Annotated in this window: 15 protein-coding genes; 5 read left to right on the plus strand and 10 right to left on the minus strand. The window is 33.6% G+C overall.

The genetic code is table 11. From position 1 onward, the window contains the following. Positions 1 to 40: 40 nt before the first annotated feature. Entirely contained in the window at positions 41 to 1279 is a 1239-nt protein-coding gene (locus ACX6U0_RS18305) for an MFS transporter (RefSeq protein WP_464961303.1), read from the minus strand. Positions 1280 to 1581: 302 nt separating this feature from the next. Between ACX6U0_RS18305 and ACX6U0_RS18310 the strand changes: the two genes are divergently transcribed. Beyond that, positions 1582 to 1755 carry an asparagine synthase gene (locus tag ACX6U0_RS18310; RefSeq protein ID WP_088003923.1) on the plus strand — a complete coding sequence of 58 codons (174 nt, stop codon included), beginning with the start codon at positions 1582 to 1584 and terminating at the stop codon, positions 1753 to 1755. 48 nt (positions 1756 to 1803) lie between these two features. Here ACX6U0_RS18310 and ACX6U0_RS18315 read toward each other — a convergent pair whose 3' ends face one another. Continuing rightward, positions 1804 to 2358, minus strand: a complete 555-nt coding sequence (locus ACX6U0_RS18315) for a helix-turn-helix domain-containing protein (RefSeq protein WP_464961304.1) — start codon at positions 2356 to 2358, stop codon at positions 1804 to 1806. A gap of 117 nt (positions 2359 to 2475) precedes the next feature. Here ACX6U0_RS18315 and ACX6U0_RS18320 point away from each other — a divergent pair, with 117 nt between their 5' ends. Beyond that, positions 2476 to 3057, plus strand: coding sequence for a LysE family transporter (locus tag ACX6U0_RS18320; protein ID WP_464961305.1), 582 nt, complete (start codon positions 2476 to 2478; stop codon positions 3055 to 3057). A gap of 56 nt (positions 3058 to 3113) precedes the next feature. On the opposite strand, the gene ACX6U0_RS18325 is transcribed toward ACX6U0_RS18320, so the two are convergent. The 7 genes from ACX6U0_RS18325 to ACX6U0_RS18355 form a co-directional block, all read right to left on the minus strand. Continuing rightward, positions 3114 to 3875 carry a metallophosphoesterase gene (locus ACX6U0_RS18325; RefSeq protein ID WP_464961306.1) on the minus strand — a complete coding sequence of 254 codons (762 nt, stop codon included), beginning with the start codon at positions 3873 to 3875 and terminating at the stop codon, positions 3114 to 3116. Positions 3876 to 4054: 179 nt separating this feature from the next. Next, positions 4055 to 4210 (minus strand): hypothetical protein, encoded by a 156-nt coding sequence (locus ACX6U0_RS18330; RefSeq protein ID WP_464961307.1) that lies wholly within the window; start codon positions 4208 to 4210, stop codon positions 4055 to 4057. Between the two features lie 249 nt (positions 4211 to 4459). Next, positions 4460 to 7990 carry a S8 family serine peptidase gene (locus ACX6U0_RS18335; RefSeq protein WP_464961308.1) on the minus strand — a complete coding sequence of 1177 codons (3531 nt, stop codon included), beginning with the start codon at positions 7988 to 7990 and terminating at the stop codon, positions 4460 to 4462. 465 nt (positions 7991 to 8455) lie between these two features. After that, positions 8456 to 9574 carry a GerAB/ArcD/ProY family transporter gene (locus ACX6U0_RS18340; protein ID WP_464961309.1) on the minus strand — a complete coding sequence of 373 codons (1119 nt, stop codon included), beginning with the start codon at positions 9572 to 9574 and terminating at the stop codon, positions 8456 to 8458. A 206-nt stretch (positions 9575 to 9780) separates the two neighbouring features. Further along, a complete protein-coding gene (locus ACX6U0_RS18345; RefSeq protein ID WP_464961310.1) occupies positions 9781 to 10833 on the minus strand; it encodes a Ger(x)C family spore germination protein in 1053 nt (350 codons plus the stop codon). Continuing rightward, complete coding sequence (locus ACX6U0_RS18350; RefSeq protein ID WP_464961311.1) at positions 10820 to 11902, minus strand: GerAB/ArcD/ProY family transporter; 1083 nt, start codon at positions 11900 to 11902, stop codon at positions 10820 to 10822. The genes ACX6U0_RS18345 and ACX6U0_RS18350 overlap by 14 nt, the downstream gene beginning before the upstream one ends. Continuing rightward, complete coding sequence (locus ACX6U0_RS18355) at positions 11899 to 13215, minus strand: spore germination protein (protein ID WP_464961312.1); 1317 nt, start codon at positions 13213 to 13215, stop codon at positions 11899 to 11901. Before ACX6U0_RS18355 ends, ACX6U0_RS18350 begins: the two co-directional genes overlap by 4 nt. Positions 13216 to 13473: 258 nt before the next feature. Here ACX6U0_RS18355 and ACX6U0_RS18360 point away from each other — a divergent pair, with 258 nt between their 5' ends. Genes ACX6U0_RS18360 through ACX6U0_RS18370 form a run of 3 tightly spaced genes read left to right on the plus strand, consistent with a single transcriptional unit; the run spans position 13474 to position 17137 of the window. Beyond that, positions 13474 to 14904: a spore germination protein gene (locus ACX6U0_RS18360; RefSeq protein WP_464961313.1), complete on the plus strand. Its 1431-nt coding sequence runs from the start codon at positions 13474 to 13476 to the stop codon at positions 14902 to 14904. Between the two features lie 5 nt (positions 14905 to 14909). Continuing rightward, positions 14910 to 16007: a GerAB/ArcD/ProY family transporter gene (locus ACX6U0_RS18365; RefSeq protein ID WP_464961314.1), complete on the plus strand. Its 1098-nt coding sequence runs from the start codon at positions 14910 to 14912 to the stop codon at positions 16005 to 16007. Beyond that, positions 16004 to 17137: a Ger(x)C family spore germination protein gene (locus ACX6U0_RS18370; protein ID WP_464961315.1), complete on the plus strand. Its 1134-nt coding sequence runs from the start codon at positions 16004 to 16006 to the stop codon at positions 17135 to 17137. The genes ACX6U0_RS18365 and ACX6U0_RS18370 overlap by 4 nt, the downstream gene beginning before the upstream one ends. A gap of 273 nt (positions 17138 to 17410) precedes the next feature. Here the strand turns inward: ACX6U0_RS18370 and ACX6U0_RS18375 are convergent, their stop codons facing one another. Continuing rightward, the gene (locus tag ACX6U0_RS18375; RefSeq protein ID WP_464961316.1) at positions 17411 to 18028 is read right to left on the minus strand and encodes a TetR/AcrR family transcriptional regulator; all 618 of its coding nucleotides are present in this window, start codon (positions 18026 to 18028) and stop codon (positions 17411 to 17413) included. Positions 18029 to 18069: the final 41 nt, after the last annotated feature.

Raw genomic sequence — 18069 nt, forward strand, 5'->3', positions numbered from 1 at the left:
AAAACACCACTTCGACGAAGTGGTGTTTGCTTTACATATCTTATTTATGCTTTACGTATTTTTGAGGAGATATTGTTTGTTCCTCGTCCTTAGGATTAATATATTTAATTGCGATAAATGCGCCTATAATGCCAAGTATCAACGACAGAATCATCATATAATTATCAGGACCTTTCATTAAATAAGCAAAGGCTGGTGGGCCCGCTGCAACACCAACAAATCGCAATGAACTGTATAAAGAAGTAATTGTGCCTCTTTCTTCCTTTTCAATTCCTTCTGTTACTAATGAGTCTAAGCTTGGTAAGGATAATCCAATTCCAATACCACATATAATGAGATTTAAAATCAACAAAAAGATGTTTTTTGAAAACAATGGTATGAGAAAAGAAAGACTGACTATAATGAATCCAATATAAATGCATCTTTTCATGACAGTTTTCTGATCACCAATTTTTTTGCCTGTCACATAAGATGTAAATGATAAGGCTGCCAAAGGAATGGCCAATACTAACCCCTTCATTACACCGTGTATTTGGTAACGATTTTCTAATAAAGATGATAGATAAAAAAGCATGCCAAATAAAATAAACATAATGATGGCACCCAAAATAAAGATAGTATAAAGCCAGCGTCCATTTTGTCTTAAAATTCTCCTTATGGATCGAACGAACTTCTTCACTGATTTTACCTTTTGTTTCTTCTTTTGTTTTGGTTGTTTCACAAAAATTAATATTAAAATAATGGCAATCGCACATAGAATTGGAATTGCAAAAAATGGCAAAAACCAAATTATCGATGCAAGTACAGAACCTAATATAGGACTCAGTACTTTACCAAATGTATTAGATGTTTCTACAAGCCCTAAGCCACAGCTAACTTCTTTTTCATCTTTAAACATATCTCCAACACAAGGAATAACAACTGGCATAGCACCAGCAGAACCAATTCCTTGTATGATCCGTCCAATTATGATCCAAAGGAAGGGGTTTTCCATTTTCCAAGATGCCCAGCCTGTTAGTACACCACCTAATCCTGCAATCAATAAACTAGGTATAATAACTTTTTTTCTTCCCCACTTATCAGACAAGTAGCCAGCAATTGGAATGAGAAGAATGGCAAAAATTGAATATACAGTGATTATCATTGATACTTTAAAGCCAGTTATCCCTAATTGTTTTTCAATTTTTGGTAGTACAGGAATCAGCATTGAATTTCCTAAGGTCATTACTAAAGGTACACTGGAGAGTGCCCACAAACTCATTTTTTGTTTTTTTTCCATAATTCCTCCACCGCATTCTAAACAAATCACATTACCTGCAATACATTTACTTTACCCTAAACCTTTCTTCTTACAGTTAAAATATTTTTCCAAAGAAGTTCATGACGTTGAATATCATAATAAATGGATATTACTCCCAAACCTAACTGAATGATGGAGGATTTTTATAGTATTAAGAGGTGCTTACATAGAAAAAATTGTTATATCCCCGTTATCCACATTACATATTACAATTCAAGATAGACAATATTAATAATATGGTGATGAATCACCAACTAATTTCGATGTGGAGGGATTCTATCTTGAACATTCGTGAAGGACTCATCCCAACTGTACTTGGTTCAGCTGTTACAGCTACTGGTTATGCATTAAAGCAAAAACGCGGGTCTAACAAAATGATTGCAAACACCGTTTTTGGTTTCGGTTTAGCCCACATTGTCTTAGGTGCAATTGACCTTGTAGAACATCGAAGCTAGAAAAAAGGAGAACATTAAATGTTCTCCTCATCAGTGTGTAAAAAATTTTTAAAGTGGATAATAAATAACCATATTTAAACGAGTTATTGTTTCTCCAGAATTAAAGTAAGTGTGTTCACGATCTGCTTTAAATTGGATTGAATCTCCGGCTCCTATAATATGGGCAGTATCATTAACAGTCAAAGTCAATTCTCCTTCGAAAACTGTAATGAACTCCTCAGTACCAACTCCATGTGGACTAGCGTTTAACTTTCCGCCTTTCTCTAACTCTGCAGAATACACTTCGAATCTTCTTGTTTCATCAAAAGGGAAAAATGGATAAACTCTGTACTTTCCGTTATCCTCCGTTAAGGCATGTACTTCATTTTTACGTATCACTTTTGTATCTGGCTGTGGATTTTCAATTAATGACGTAAACGATATTTTTAAACCATTTGCTATTTTCCAAAGTGTCGTAATTGTTGGGCTAGATTCTCCTCTTTCAATTTGTCCAACCATTGTCTTACTTACACCTGTTAATTCCGCAACCTTTTCCAAACTTAATTTTTTTCTCTCTCTATGATTTTTCAAATTTTTTGCAATGATAAAATTTAGCTCTTCCATTTAGAAAAACTCCTAACTTTTTTGTTGTGCGTTATAACGTCCATAATGTATACTTTAAAATACAATACGTTATATAGACCGTTTTGAACATTATAACATAATAAGGGAGAGAACTTTATGCCAGTGCTTTCATTTTTACTGTTTGTTTTTGTCGCTTCATTTACCCCTGGGCCAAATAATATTATGGCAATGATCTTTGCAAATCAGAATGGCTTCAGAAAATCCATTAGGTTTTGCTTTGGTGTTGGAGTTGGATTCTTTATCATTATGTTAATTTGTAGCTATTTTAATTTAATGTTACACTCTTTTATCCCAAAGATTGAACTTTTCCTAACGATTTTTGGCTTTGTATACATGTTGTATTTAGCTTATAAAATTATGAAAAGTAGCGCTAACCAATCAAACAGTGAAGATAGTAAAAATAATACTTTTTTCACAGGAATCTTATTGCAATTTATTAATCCAAAAGGACTGATTTATGGCTTAACAGCTGTCTCATCTTTTATTATTCCATATTACAATTCGAACTTCAGTTTAATTCTTGCATCATTCTTTCTAGCTTTTGTCGGTTTCGTTAGTACAGTTTGTTGGAGTGCTTTTGGTTCAGTCTTTCAAAAATTTTTATCAACCTACCGGAAACAATTCAATATTGTTATGGCACTATTGTTAGTTTATACTGCCGTTTCAATCATTCATTGATATTCCATTATGCAAAAAAAGGCAAGTATTCAATATACTTTGCCTTTTTCCTTTATTTAAAATCCTTTTATGACAATATAATGAGTCTCGGGCTTAGCACCTAATCTAAGTGGGATCCCAGTCGTACCATATCCATTGCTAACAATTTGTGTAATGCCATTTTGCATGTGAACTTTACCTTTTTCATATGGACCAAAACCTAAAATCCGAATCTGCCCACCATGTGTGTGCCCACTCAATACTAAAGTTATCTTATGTTCAGGCTGTATCAGTTCCATTACTTTTGGATTATGACTAACTAATAATGTAAATCCCGTTTCCTTTTTTCCCTGAAGAGCACGATTGATATCGATCTGTCCAGTATTCAAATCATCTACTCCAATTAATGTCCACTCTATTTGTTGATGCTCCATCAGCGTAGCATCATTTTTTAAAATACATACGTCAAATTTCTCGAAAATACCCATTAATTCATTCAGGCCGTTTTCATGATCATTATTTCCCCATACAAAGTAAATTGGCCCAAGACTTTTTAAAGTTTTGATATTACTTTCAACCCTATGAAAGGGCACCCCCTTTTCAAGTAAATCTCCACCTATAATCACTAAGTCAACTTTATATTGCATTTTTTTTATGATAGTTGGATGTATATATCGCCTATGTATATCTGAAATAAAGAAAATTCTTAACGGTTTATCAAGCAGTGTATTTGAAAAAGAAAATTCATGCTTTTTAATGATATTTAAATGCGCTTCTTTATACATTAAAAATAAAAGAATCATACAGAATGATGAAATTAGTAGTAGTATGTAAATCACTCCATGACCTCCTAAAAAGTTGAGTAAATGACCAATATAATAGATGTCGGTAAGTCGAGACCCGGCTCTCACCTTTCGCCCCACGAAAAAGGAAGTATCCTGGAGTTGTCATGAACTAACCTAAACTTAAATAACAAATCAGACAAACATAAAAAAAGACCCTTTTATAAAGAGTCAGTCTATATTAGAACATTTTTAACATAGAAAAATAGATATAAAACACCCGTACCTAATAATATGACAGCGGCAACTAGAAAAAAACCATAAACATAACCTTTTATTGCAGAAAGTATATCTAGCAATGAATTTTTCATAAATTCTAACAGTCTCTTCATATACATCACCCGCCCATTTTTACAAAAATTAATGAAGGTAGTGTTCTAACATCCTACTAGCAATCCACTTTAAATCAATCCATTTTTTATCAATTTTACCGACAATCCAAATCACAAATATATTTAGTTTCATGATGTCCGTCAGCTTCGAGAAATTTTGAATTTTTGTTTATTTTACCATATTTACTATGAATACTGACAAAGAAAAATGCATCCCACTTATCGTAGGATGCATTTCTTAAAAATATCCTATTTCACAACTGTTACAGTTGTGGCTTTTGTAGTTACTTTAAAGCCTTGTTTATTTTCAACTTCAGCTGATATAGTGTAAGTACCTTCTGGAACATCTTCTTCAGGAGTCCATTTCACATGGATTTCAGTATCATTTTCAACAATCAGTGAATCAATTAACTTTCCGCTCTCGCTTTTAATTAATACCTTCCAATTTACACGATTGTTTGCAAATCCATTAATACCCGCTGGGTTGCTAGAGCTTACATTTTTAGATGGATAAACGCTGAAATAACTAACTAGCATTTCATCATTAATATAAGATGGATCACCCCAAACTGTGTAACCATGATTTAAGGCATAGTCAGCACCCAACACTACCACACTCTTAGGCTCTTCATTTACAATCGTACTTGTTTGTCCAGATTGTAATGGCATATACTTACCGTTATACCAAATGATAGCACCGTTATACCCACTACCATTTTCATTGTCCGTAGCTTTAAATGATATTTCATATTTGCCATCTTTAGGCTGTACTTGTATATCAGAAACTACTGGTGCAATTGAGTCTACATTCACAGGAATTTTTACAATTTGTGGTTTTGCGTCCTTATAATCAAGAGTCGTTTTGATCACATAGTTATATGTTCCATCCTTGACGACTTGACCATTATTGTCTGTAACATCCCATAAATAACCACCAATCATATAATCACGGAATGACATAATATTTTTACGGAATTTCCATGGCTTTCCAGTTCCCGTGTATTCACTAAAATTACCAAGGTATTGAATCTTTTCACCTTTTACATTCTCTACATACATTTCAGTTTCCTTTAAATTACGAAGTGCTGTAAATGTTGGGAATACACCTGGAAAAGGACCATTAGGAGATATGACGATACGATTCAAATTAAACTTTCCTGTTCTTGGGTCATAACCAAGTGGGAATGTTCCTTCAGCACCAGGCTCATCATTCCAAAGTACTGTATAACCTAAGAATGCATCTTGATCCCAAGCAACAGGATCAATGTTTTGTGGTTGATCCCATTCTCCATAGTAACCCATATAAGGTACTGTCAAAGGTACTGCAGAATCACTATTTTTTCCAGTCGGTACTAATCGTACAAAGCCCTCAACAAATGTTCCTTTATTTAAATGACTAGGCAATTTAATTTGTACATCTAGGCTTTTTTCCTGTCCTGGCTTAATTTTTAATGTTTTACCGTTTGAAAACGTGACTGATTCTCCGTTTACACTTGCAGATGCGCCTACTAATCTTTCACTTTTTAATGTCAAATATTCTTTAGAATCAATTGTCCCGTCATTGTCCAAATCAAATTCTTTTGTCTCTTTGCCATCTGTTAGTACATCAACATAAACCGAGTATTCTAGATCCTTAACACCAATGTTATTCAGTGCTTCTACGTTTAGTTTGAAGTGGGCAGTACCTTCATTGATTTCTTTTAAAGCAACTGCACCCGCTTGCTCTAGTGATGCATTTTTATTTGTAACAATTACAGGTGTTTTGATAGCATTTTGAATTTGCATTAAGCCAGAACCCTGCATGCGTGGTGAATATGGTACTTCACTGTTCGTACGCGGATCCTTTACAACTTTTGCGGTATTCATTAAAGCAATTTTTGCTTTTAAAGCGGTAGCTTTTGACTGAGTTAAGCCTTTATCGTATAAAGCCTGTAATAATAATGCTGAACCACCTGCTACATGAGGTGTTGCCATTGATGTTCCACTCATAATCTCATATTCATTCCCTGGTACAGTTGAATATATATTTCCACCTGGTGCAGATAACTCCGGTTTAAAATCTAAAGTATGTGGCGTTCCATATGATGAAAAATCAGATATTGTATCTTTATCCGAATTTTCAACATAAGTGCCTTTCGATAGCTGCAATTTAACAGTATGTCCACTAGTTAATTTAGAAACGAAAGCATTCCCTATCTCTTTACTTGTTGTTACAGCCGGCGTTAATATTGGACTAAAATAAACGAATGGATAATCAACTTCATCATTAGGTGGAACTAGTATGACAGCTTTTGCACCTTTCTTTTTGGCTTCAGATTGAATATAAGAATAAGTTCCGTATTTTTGCTTCGGCTTCGCAACGACAATCTTACCTGTTACATTTTTGCCAGTAAAATCTGCAGTTCGTCCTTCTCCTACAAAAACCATTTCATATTGTTCTGATGGAGCCAATACTTTAGAAAGCTTAAAGTTAAACTGTGTTTGATCTTGATAAGGTAGCTGTATACCATTTTCATCAACTAAAGTACTCATATGTATTTTCGTATTTTCATAGGATGATACTGAAATCGCAAATGGGCTTACCCCTGGTTCCCCGACTGTACCGATATCTGGATTCTCTGCATATGGTTGTAATGAAGATTGTATTAAATTATTTTTTGTACTGTAAGAAGAGTTTCCTCCTGCTACAACGACAAGTGTACCCTGCTCTGTTGCTTTCCTAATTGCTTTTTGGATTGGATCATTTTCCTCACCAACAAAACCTGCGTCAGAACCTAAACTCATATTGATTACATCTGCTCCCATCGTTACGGCGTGTTCAATTCCAGCAATAATATCATCCTCATATGCACCTCCGCCATTATCGGAGAATACTTTTTCAGCTAATAACTGTACCCCTGGCGCAACACCTTTTACACCGTCAGAGGTTTCATCACCATTTGCACCGACAGTACCTGCAACATGCATACCATGAGGACTTCCAGTTTGACCACGTGGAATTACATCTGTATCCCCGTCAGCCCAGTCATATCCAGTTGGAACTTTGTCGCTATACCATATCTCTTTTACTTCGGTATCAGCTAATTTATCTTGGATTTCTTTTTCAGTCCACTTTTCTTTTGCCTTCCCTTTTTCTGTTAACGTCATATCTTTATGCGTATAATCTAAACCTGAATCAACGATCGCCACAAGCATTCCTTCACCCTCATAGCCATACTCTTCCCAAACTTTTTGTGCTTGTACCAATTCCTTACTTGCTCCCATAGTTGGCTGGAATGTTCTTGCAATGTGAACATTTGTTACACCTGTTGTTGACTGAATATCTTTTACATTCTGAAACTCAGTTTCCACACTAAATCCATTAAATCCCTCATAGAAACGTTGCTTTACTTTATGCTTACTCTTAGCACCATTGGAAATCTCAGAGATTACTTGATCCTGCTTTTCCTTATATTTCACCTTTTTACTTTTCTCACTTTTCTCTAATACTTCTGGCTGCTCTACTTCAACAATGACACGAACCTTCTCATTTGGTTTATAAGGTGGTAGTTGTCCCTTTTCTTTCAGCTCTGAGTATCGTAATGTATCTGCCGATGCATCTGCACTTTGATTTTGCTCATCAATAAAAATCTTCTGACCTTGCTTTATTATTTCTTCTAAACTCGGAGTGTGCTCTTGATTAACTCCATTTTCTTCTGCAAAAATAGTTGTCGTTAATAGCATTGTTACTAAAGTGGTAGTTGCAATTACCCTATAAGGAAAACGTTTTCTTTTTTTCATCTCTTCTCTCCTCATCCGTTTCTATTAAGACATATCATTCTATTAATCTATTAAGATTAAATAGAAAAAGCATTCCATACTTAAAAATGTCTTAGATAATCACATTTTTAATTACAGAATTTAATGAAATTATAATCGTCTTCTAACGATAATCATATTGGGTTATTCTAAAGGACTTTTATCATATGAGATGAGTTAGAAATATTCATATGTGCAGATCAATAAAGAGAAAACTAATGTAATTTAGTAGAAAAGAACTAAAACATATTGGGTTATTTATTGCAAATTGCTATGAAATAATTTTTTTAGAATGTGTATCACGTTTGAAGATGATAAATTAAGTGGATTTCCCTATTTGTGAACCTTACATTATTATGGTAAACATTAAAAAACACCAAAAATAAAAAGGCTTGGGTAAAAATTAATTTACACTTAGCCTCTTTTAAATAGTAATGATAAGAATAGTTATTTTTTTACTTGAATATCCTCTTCTTTAAATCTCCTTTGTATAAGTGCAATTACTAATAAACAAACAGGTATAATAATTTGAAGTGGTATATGTAGATAGTAAGGTAAAATTTCCAACCTTTCTTTGTCATTTTCAACGATGTTCGGGGCAAGCAAAAGTGAACTTAGCAGTATAATTACACCAATTGGATAAATTAATTGTGCACTTTTTTTTACATTAAATAGGTCTGCAGATTCTGAAACTGCACAATAGTAAAAAACTGTTATTTTTGCGAAACCTCCACAAACCATAAAAATTACAATAAAAACATCTAATCTTTGAAGAAAATTAACAATATTTATGTAACTGATCGATGTTAGTAGTGGAAAAAAGGTTCTTTCTAATACAGGAACTCCTAAAATGGCTATATTTTTTAGAGTGAAAATCAATAAGATTAAACCTGAAAAGATTAAGGCAGGCATGCCTACTTTTAATGCTTTTTCTTTTTTATTTAATAATGGCATCAACATAATAAATGTAATCAGTTCACCAAATGGTAAGGTTAGTCCTTGTGGAATAGCTGCCTTAATAATCGGTGACCAACCATTTTCTAAAACCGGTCTGAAATTATTGAAATTATACACTTTAGCTATAAACTCAAAGGATATTATTAATACAGTAATGAGCAAGACTAATACAAAAATAACTTCATTTGTACGAACAATTGTTTCAATGCCTTTATTAAGTCCGTACATAACTAATAACAACATTAATATACCAATTAATATTAAGGATGATGAGCTAAAGAGAGTCATGACCAATAGTTCTTCAAATTTACGTAAAACTAGTGAAGACATGTAGATAAAATAGATAATATATGTAAGTACTACAATTTTCCCTGCATACTCTCCTAATATAATTTGAACGGACTGGCTAAAAGGAATATCGGGATTTATTTCAAATAACTTAGTATACACGTAGTATAATAAACATCCTAAAATAAGAGATAGTAATAAGCCGATCCATGCATCTTGTTTAGCTCTTGGAGCAAGAGCAACAAGAGACGCAGTACCAACCTCGAACAAAAACATCGTACAAAAAAATTGAAAGCCACTTATTAATATCTTCCTATTCATCTCATTACCTTCTTTTAGGAGATTGATAACATAACGTTTTAACTATTATTTCCTAACATTACCCACATTATGAGCTTCAATGGTTAACTTTGGCGCGCACTAAGGCAAAATAAAAAGTAGATATTACGAAAGTCGATAAATTTTCATCATTTTCTCAGATTACATTCGGATTTTTGAAAAGAGTAAATGGCTCTAAAAACTATCAATCACTCCATATTGGCATGTACATTAAAATCCACTTTTAGTTTGGGATAATATTTATTCCGCCAATCTTTTAATTCATTGGAAGAAAGCATATGTTGAAATTGTTGACCAAATCCAAAAATATCTGCATTCCTTCCCTGCGTTTTCTTAAGTATATTGTAAAATCTCTGTTCAATAAGCATTTCAAGTTCTTTTCTAATTCTTTTATCCGTTATTCCCTCCTCTCTTTCTAAAATATACATTTTTAATTTCAAGTCGCTAGACAAAAACGGTTTATTATTTTTCATCGAAGTTTTATTTTGGATTGAACTGTTGGTTACCATAATACTAGCGAATCCTAGGCTTTCTATTTTTCCTTTTTCATTTTGGTTTTGGAACACGTTAATTAATTGACTTTCGTGCGGACTGATTCTCTCAACAATATTTCCTTTCTTCAAAATATCAGAACCTACAAAGACTAATACTGTATCTTTTCCAGAGCGAACAACTGGAACTGCTATATCTTTAGTATGTAAAAATGTACTTTTATAGACATCCCAAATAGGTATACTAAACATCTCGGGTGCCCAACCTTCACCTTTATTAAAAAAATCATAAATCGAAGTAGCTTGAACACCTAATTTTTCATTTATGTTTGCTAATACCTTCTCTACGTTCTCATCTGTAATGGCTATTAACGCCCTTGACGGAATTTCTTTTGAAACCATTAAGAACTTTATTAGCTCCTTAAATTCCTTTTTACTTTTTGCTAAATTACTTTGTACAACGATTAATCTTATTTGTGAGTAATCAACGGCATCTTCAGAGTTCGTACGAATTTGTCCAAGTATACTTGCAACCGTATCACCTGTTCCAGTTACAACCTTTGATATTTGATTCTCATTTTCTAGTATAGGAATTTGTAATGTTAATTTATATTCCTTACCAGCTTCCTTAGAGATCCCCATAACCAAAGGAAGTGAGCGCTTATTTATATCTTTAATATCCCAACAGCCACAGAGAAATATTGTTGATATGATGACAATCAATAATTTAAATGATTTATGATTTTTCATAATCGAACACGCCTCTTTTCGCTAAGAAACCATATATAAATATAGTAAATGGAATAACAATCATAAAATAAGCTTGAGCACTTGTACTCCACAGAAAGTATTTTTCAATTAAAGATTTGTTTGGAATAAATATTGATAAAATAAATGCGATCATCGAAATTGCAATCATCCAATTAGATAATTCCGCTGCCTGACGTTTAAACATTTTCTGTATAATACGTCCAATCATCCAAAGCAAGACAGCATTACTCAGTATAACTAAACCAACTAAAGATACCCCAAAGAAAATCGCTTGTCGATTGAATGAAAACCAGCTTATGTCCACTGAATCCATTGCCTCCAAGAAAGGATCAGTCAACGAAACAACTGCTTCTTGTCCAAATATAAAAAGTGGTATATACACTACAGTTAAAAAGAACAGCGTTACACAAACCCATGGAATCAAAAGATGTCGGAACTTCAATCTTGTGTTAGATGAAATAAATCCCAAAAATAAAAACGACGAAAAGCCTAAAAGGTAAAGAAATTTTATATGAAACAAAAACTTATGAGGTAAATGCCAGCTTGGCGTAACATTATGTACATCAAAATTGACAACAGAAGTAAAAATGTTAAGTAACACTAAGGGAATAACAATCAAGAAAATAACTATAGAGGATCGTAAAATCGTGCCTAAACCTTTTACCGCTGTATAAACTGTTATAAAAAATAACAGGATCATGATTGACCAATAAGGGGTCCGAGGCAAAAATATAGAAATGATGACTTCAGTGTGAAGTCGAATATTAAGTGCAAGTAACGAAACTAGATTGATTATTAATGGGATTAAAATAACAAATGAAGCCCATCTCCCCATTTTTAAATAAATATCAATGACATCTTTTTCAGGAAAAAAATTTAATCCTTTAAAATAGATCCAAATTAAAAACAATTGAAGTAAAGCCTGACACAAGACTACTTCCCAATGAGCTGTTTTCGCTAAAGCATAGATGAGATTAGGGTAGACTAAATAACCAAAACTTAGATTTATGATAATGAAAATTACACCAATTTGAATCCGGTTAGTCACTTTACGTCTCCTTTTTGTCCAATCTGAAACGTCATATAAGGAATATCGTTTGAAGTTAAACTTGCTAAATAGATAACTGTGAAAATTAAACCAATACATACACCTAAAATTCCGAAAAGTGATGCCAATATTAAAATGGGGTATTTTAGTAAACGGATGTACAATGAGTTTTGCATTCCGATTACTGCCGAACTCGCAATTACAACTGCAGTAATCACAATAACCAACAAATTACTGACTAATTTTGCTTCAACCATCGCCTGTCCCAATATGACTCCGCCTACCATCGTGATAGCCGGTCCAACACTCTTAGGAAGTCTCACAATTGCCTCTAGAATTAAATCAACTAAAACAACCATTGCTATGGTTTCAAGAAAAGCCGATAAAGGTATACCTTCCCTACTTTTTGCGACAAATAAAGCAAGATCCGTTTTAAATACTTCAGGGTTTACTGACACCAATGCAACATATAAAGCGGGAAGTATTAGCGTCGCGAAAGCTCCAATTACTCTAAACATTCTAAGTAAAAATGAAAGTATAAAGGGGAAATTACGATCGTTTACACTACTTAACATATCCCCGAGTAAATGAGGGAAAACAAGTGCGAAAGGACAATTATCTAAAAAAAACACAATCCTGTTCTTTTTTAAGGAATGGATGGCTTGAATCGGAAGTTCCGTTGCGAATAGATGACTGACTGGACTCAATCTTCGTTGACCAAATTGTTTATTAAAATCGTCTATTGTTTCAATATCATTTTTAATTTGTTTTAACTGGTAGTTAACTTTTTCAATAAGGGCATTTGGCGTTCTTCCTTTAATATAAAGCATCGAAAGTTTTCGCCTTTCTAACTCCCCAACCTGATAAGAACAATGGCACAGATTTTCATTCCCTAGCCTTTTTCTAATCATTCCAATGTTTATATTAATATCTTCTCCAAAGGCATCCAAAGAGGAGTAAATTGGACTTTCATTCTTAGGTTCTGCAATACTACTCCGTAGATTTTGAACGATGGGGTCAACAACAGCGTTCTCCTGGCCATCTTGTGAAAAGATAACTAAATTGCCTTCTAGCACTGCTTTAATTACTTGTTCATTTTCAACATTAATCTTGCCACTTAGGTTTGTGAAAAGCTCCCTTACTGAATTAGTCGAAGCAGCCATTTGTTGAACATATAATTTAGACTTAGTTACATCTACAAGTGTTTTATATCCAATAAGATAGATTGCTGAATGATTTACTAGCTCTTCTTCAATAAAAAAGTCATCTTGATTGGAAAACTTGGATTCTATTTCTTTCACTATATTCCTCATTCATTTACCCCTTACGATATATAAATCTAAAGGAAATTATTTACAACACACAGCAATTTTATGCAAATTGTTAATCTTTTCGGGTGATAAATAAAACTCGCTAACATTTTGAATTTCCTACTCTAGATTTCAACTCCGATTTTTTGTGAACTAATTAAGTTGATATCAGTAGACCCGACAGTAACTTTGAAACAGAATACAAAATAAGATTGAGGGTAAAATAGGATAAACTTTCCTGTTTTGGAGGAACTATTTTTTATGAAAGCTGACCTATTACTTGAAAAAAACGAGAAATCACTAAGAGAATTGTTATTTAATAGTTCAGACTTCAAGTTTAGTGATTTTGAGACCGGTAACCGACATTATCGGCTATTTTATTTAGAAACAATGATTGAGTCCGCTAAAGTGCAAGACCATATTATCCGCCCATTACTGACGAATATGAATGGTAATATACGGGAAGCAGTCTCAATACTGGATTACAACGAAACTGATCTTCTTTTAGATGCTTCTAAAGCCTTAGTGGAAGGAAAAACTGTAGTTCAAATAAACGGTGAAGCCAAGTTCTATTTACTAGGAACAGAGTTAGTTAAAGAACGCTCTATAAACATTCCTATGAATGAACGTGTGTTACGCGGATCCCACGAAGCATTGAATGAAAACATCAATACAAACCTAAATATGATGCGAAAGTTGATAGAGACACCAGATCTTGTCATAAAATTTTTCCAAGTTGGACGCAGGTCTAATACTAAAGTTGCTATACTCTATTTAAATTCTCTCGTCAATGAAGTTGTATTAGCTGAGTTTGAACGTAGAGTTGCAAAGATCGATATTGATTATATTGAAGCACCGAATTTTCTCCAAGAATTAATCGAAAAGAAGAATTTCACGTTGTTCCCGAAAATACTCGTTACCGAAAGACCAGACCGTATAAACTCTTACTTAATGGATGGGAAAATCGCAATACTGACTGATGGGTCACCTGATTGTCTTATCCTTCCTGTTTCGTTTTGGGCATTCTTCCAAAGTCCAGATGATTATCAAATCGGCTGGCTGATTGGTAGTGCAATTAGATTACTTCGAATTATTTCTTTTTTTCTTGCATTTAGTTTACCGGGAATATACGTTGCTCTTGTGACTTTTGATCCACGTATTGTCCCTTTCGAAATCGCGCTGACGTTACAAAGCTCTATGCAATATATCGCTTTGCCGCCAGTTCTCGAAGCAATCGCAATGCTTTTAATACTAGAAATATTACGAGAAGCAACTGTGCGGCTTCCAAGTCCTATTGCCCAAACAATTGGAGTTGTTGGTGGTATCGTTATTGGTACAGTTGTAGTTCAGGCGAATTTAATTTCTAATATGATGGTAATTGTCGTAGCACTTACAGGTATCGCATCATTTAATATACCTTCTTATGAAATGAGTAGTGCAGCTCGTATGTTAACGTACCCGTTCATCATCATGGCCTCGATGTTTGGGTTGATTGGTCTAGAAATTTCATTTCTTTTGTTGCTGACACATTTATCAAGATTGGACACTATGGGAATTCCTTACTTTTACTCTTGGTTCTCGGTAGACACAATAAAGGATACACTTTTCAGATTTCCAATCAGAAGTTTAAAAAAACGACCATTTGAAAGCTTGGCAAAGGAAGATAATAGAATAAAAAATCCAAGGGGGTAGGCTGAATGATTCACTTGAAAAAGATTTCATTAAATCAACTAATATGCTTAGTTATTCTTACCCAAGTTGGTGTTAGTGTTTTATCGATTCCTTATGCAGAATCCCGCCATGCAGGCTATGACTCTTGGATGTCTATTTTGGTTGGAGGAATATTGGCACAAGTTGTTATCGTGATTATCTATTCCCTAGGAAAAAGATACCCTGATCAGTCTATACAACAATACATTTTCTCCATTTTGGGAAAGCCACTAGGCTCGTTAATGCATCTTTTATTTGCGATATATTGTGCTGAATCTAGTATTATGGTCATTATTTCATATGCGGATGTATTGAATCGATGGGTACTATTTCAGACACCTTTTTTCGTTATTGTTGGTATATCACTAATTGTTGCGGCATATATTGCTTCCTCAACCTTACGTTCAATTGCTACAATTACTCAATCAATTGTGACTATGTTTTTGATTTGTTTTGTGATTATACTTGTAAGTGGAATGGGGAAAGGTGACTGGCGTAATTTTCTGCCGATTGGTACTCACGGTATTGGTGCAATTATTAAGGATGCTATCCCTGCTTTTTGGGCGTATGCTGGTTATGAGCTTCTTTTGTATGCTTTTCCTTTCGTAAAATGCAATAAAAAGAAAGATATTTTCATTGCTATGTCAATTGCTAATGGGCTAACAACTTTATTTTACCTACTTATAGCAATTATTGTGACGTACAATTTTAGTGAGAGTCAGTTAAATACCATTACAGAACCAATGGTTTTTATTCTTCGTAAATTTAGATGGCCTGTCGTTCAAAGCTTAGATATTTTATTTATGACATTTTGGCTCTCTGTAACTACGGTAACTGCTTATATTTATTTATTTTTGTCCGCACGTTATTTTGCATTTGTAGGAAGAAAAGAAATTCATAAACATCCCTTAATTGTATGGATAATAGCAATTTTATGTTTCACGGTTGCAATTTGGTTCTCTGATCGTCAATCGATATCCAAATTTTCAGCATACCATAACAAAGCTACTATGATAATGATTGCTCTTGTTCCAACAATTTTACTTTTAATATCATATGTAAGAGAAAAGGTGGCAAGAGAATGAGAAAAATTATGATTCTTCTGTTGCTTTTGCCACTTTTAACAGGATGTTGGGATCGATTGCAATTACGTAAAATGAATTTAGTGGACGTAGCTGGTTTTGACTTAAACGAAGAAAACGGTGAAATTGAAATCCATTATATTGTCTCCAAGCTCAAGAGTACTGGTCAAGGCTCTGGAGAGGCAACTTCACAGATAACAAAGCTGAATGGGACAAGTTTAGTAGAAGCAATTGGTCAAGGTCAATACACCGACCAGGCTCCCTTTATTGGGATTACAACAGGGACATATATGTTAAGCGAGAATTTCGCATCACATGATCCTGTTTCAGCACTTGACTTTCTACTCAAAGCCCCTTACTCGGCAATTAATATCCCCGTAGTCGTTTTTGAAGGGGATATGGCAAAGTTTTTGGATACTGTGCCGAAAGCAAATAGTGAATTTACTGAAAATCTGTATGATTTTAATAAGGCTTTATCCATGAATAATATTATACCAAGCATTTCAATGATGAATTTAATCCTATCCAAAGAAGAACCGTTAACAGATATTGCTATTCCAGTAATGAAACAATCCGGTATGGGAGTAGAATTAAGTGGCGCACTTTTATTTCGACAAGGTTTGAATACAGAAACTAAGCTTAGCAAAGAACAAATTCAAATGATGATGTTAATGAATGGGAAAGGAGCAGGAAAGCAAAGATATACCGGAAACATATCAGAAAATGGTAAAGAACAACCTATCACTGATAAAAATAAGCAAAATAATTACGGATTTTCTGTCAAAAACGAACATACAAAATTCACATTTACATCCAAATCAAACAAATTACCGAAAGTAAAATTAAATGTCCAATTAAAAATAAATATATTTGATCTTGGAAAAGCATTTCACCAGAATAAACCTGATTACATAAATCATATGGAAAAAGAACTGAGTAAACATTTAAAAGATATGGCTGTCACAACAATTGAAACAATGCAAAAAGCCAATTGTGATATTCTTGGTATCGGTAAGGAATTAAAGGCTCACCACCCTGATATATGGAAGTCTTTGGACTGGCGGAAAGACTATCCTCGCATGACGATTGAACCGACGTTTGATGTTCAAATTATTAATTCGGATGTGGAGTAACATTGATATCTCTCCTCCTTGTTATAGACACATCTTTTTCCTTCCTATCATGCTGAAGTGAAGGATAGAATCAAAAAGAGGCTATGGTAAACTAAGTGTTTACTTCATAGCCTCTTTTTTTCTATATTGTTATACTTTAATTGAGACAATTTGATTCTATTTCGTTCACTCTGACCATTGTCCCTACTATCTATGAATTAATTTTATTTCACCAAAGTTTTAAATCAGTAAGTTTATGTATAATATTTACGTAAACTGCAAGCACTTTTTTGCTTACACACTTAAACCTCTCCAAAAAAAGTTTACGATTTCATTTGCCATTTCATCTACCGAATTGATGATAGATTGATTATTTAAATCCCTAAAATTTCCAACTTTTAAAATTGCAAAGAACGCATGAGTTGCGAATTTTGGATTCCCCGTTGGAATTTCACCTTTATTCATTGCATTTTCTATTGCACTTTGAATTACTTCATACATTTTTTCCTCAGCATCATTCATTTGAAACATTTGCTCATCTGTTAATGAAATTTTTGCATCTTTTATAAAAGTTTTCAGGTCAATATCAAAAGTGGCTTTTAAATGAATTTTTACAATTTCCAATAAGTTATCTTTTAATGGTCTTTCTATTGATAAAATTTCTTTAATTCGGCCACTTATTCTAAGCATCATTTGGACCATCGCATCAGTGAAAAGTTCAGCCTTAGTTGAGTAATAATAATAAACCGTCGCTTTGGTCACGTCACATTCTTTTGCAACATCATCCATCGAGACAAGTTGATATCCTTGTTTTAGAAAAAGCTTTACTGCATTCTCTAATATAATTTCTTTAGTAGGCTTTTTTCGATTGCTCATATGAGGTCGCCCTAATGGTCGATTAGTTTGTCGCAAGGTACTTCTCTCCTAACTAATTAATGAACTTATTATAACAT

Source organism: Gottfriedia sp. ABJ_BB2_2, from assembly GCF_055484705.1.

What these genes read in the sequence shown, in the direction of transcription:
- ACX6U0_RS18360 (WP_464961313.1), top strand. Translation starts at nt 13,474, where the DNA reads ATGAAAGCTGACCTATTACTTGAAAAAAACGAGAAATCACTAAGAGAA.
- ACX6U0_RS18340 (WP_464961309.1), bottom strand. Translation starts at nt 9,574, where the DNA reads ATGAATAGGAAGATATTAATAAGTGGCTTTCAATTTTTTTGTACGATG.
- ACX6U0_RS18315 (WP_464961304.1), bottom strand. Translation starts at nt 2,358, where the DNA reads ATGGAAGAGCTAAATTTTATCATTGCAAAAAATTTGAAAAATCATAGA.
- ACX6U0_RS18320 (WP_464961305.1), top strand. Translation starts at nt 2,476, where the DNA reads ATGCCAGTGCTTTCATTTTTACTGTTTGTTTTTGTCGCTTCATTTACC.
- ACX6U0_RS18305 (WP_464961303.1), bottom strand. Translation starts at nt 1,279, where the DNA reads ATGGAAAAAAAACAAAAAATGAGTTTGTGGGCACTCTCCAGTGTACCT.
- ACX6U0_RS18335 (WP_464961308.1), bottom strand. Translation starts at nt 7,990, where the DNA reads ATGAAAAAAAGAAAACGTTTTCCTTATAGGGTAATTGCAACTACCACT.
- ACX6U0_RS18345 (WP_464961310.1), bottom strand. Translation starts at nt 10,833, where the DNA reads ATGAAAAATCATAAATCATTTAAATTATTGATTGTCATCATATCAACA.
- ACX6U0_RS18330 (WP_464961307.1), bottom strand. Translation starts at nt 4,210, where the DNA reads ATGAAGAGACTGTTAGAATTTATGAAAAATTCATTGCTAGATATACTT.
- ACX6U0_RS18365 (WP_464961314.1), top strand. Translation starts at nt 14,910, where the DNA reads ATGATTCACTTGAAAAAGATTTCATTAAATCAACTAATATGCTTAGTT.
- ACX6U0_RS18355 (WP_464961312.1), bottom strand. Translation starts at nt 13,215, where the DNA reads ATGAGGAATATAGTGAAAGAAATAGAATCCAAGTTTTCCAATCAAGAT.
- ACX6U0_RS18370 (WP_464961315.1), top strand. Translation starts at nt 16,004, where the DNA reads ATGAGAAAAATTATGATTCTTCTGTTGCTTTTGCCACTTTTAACAGGA.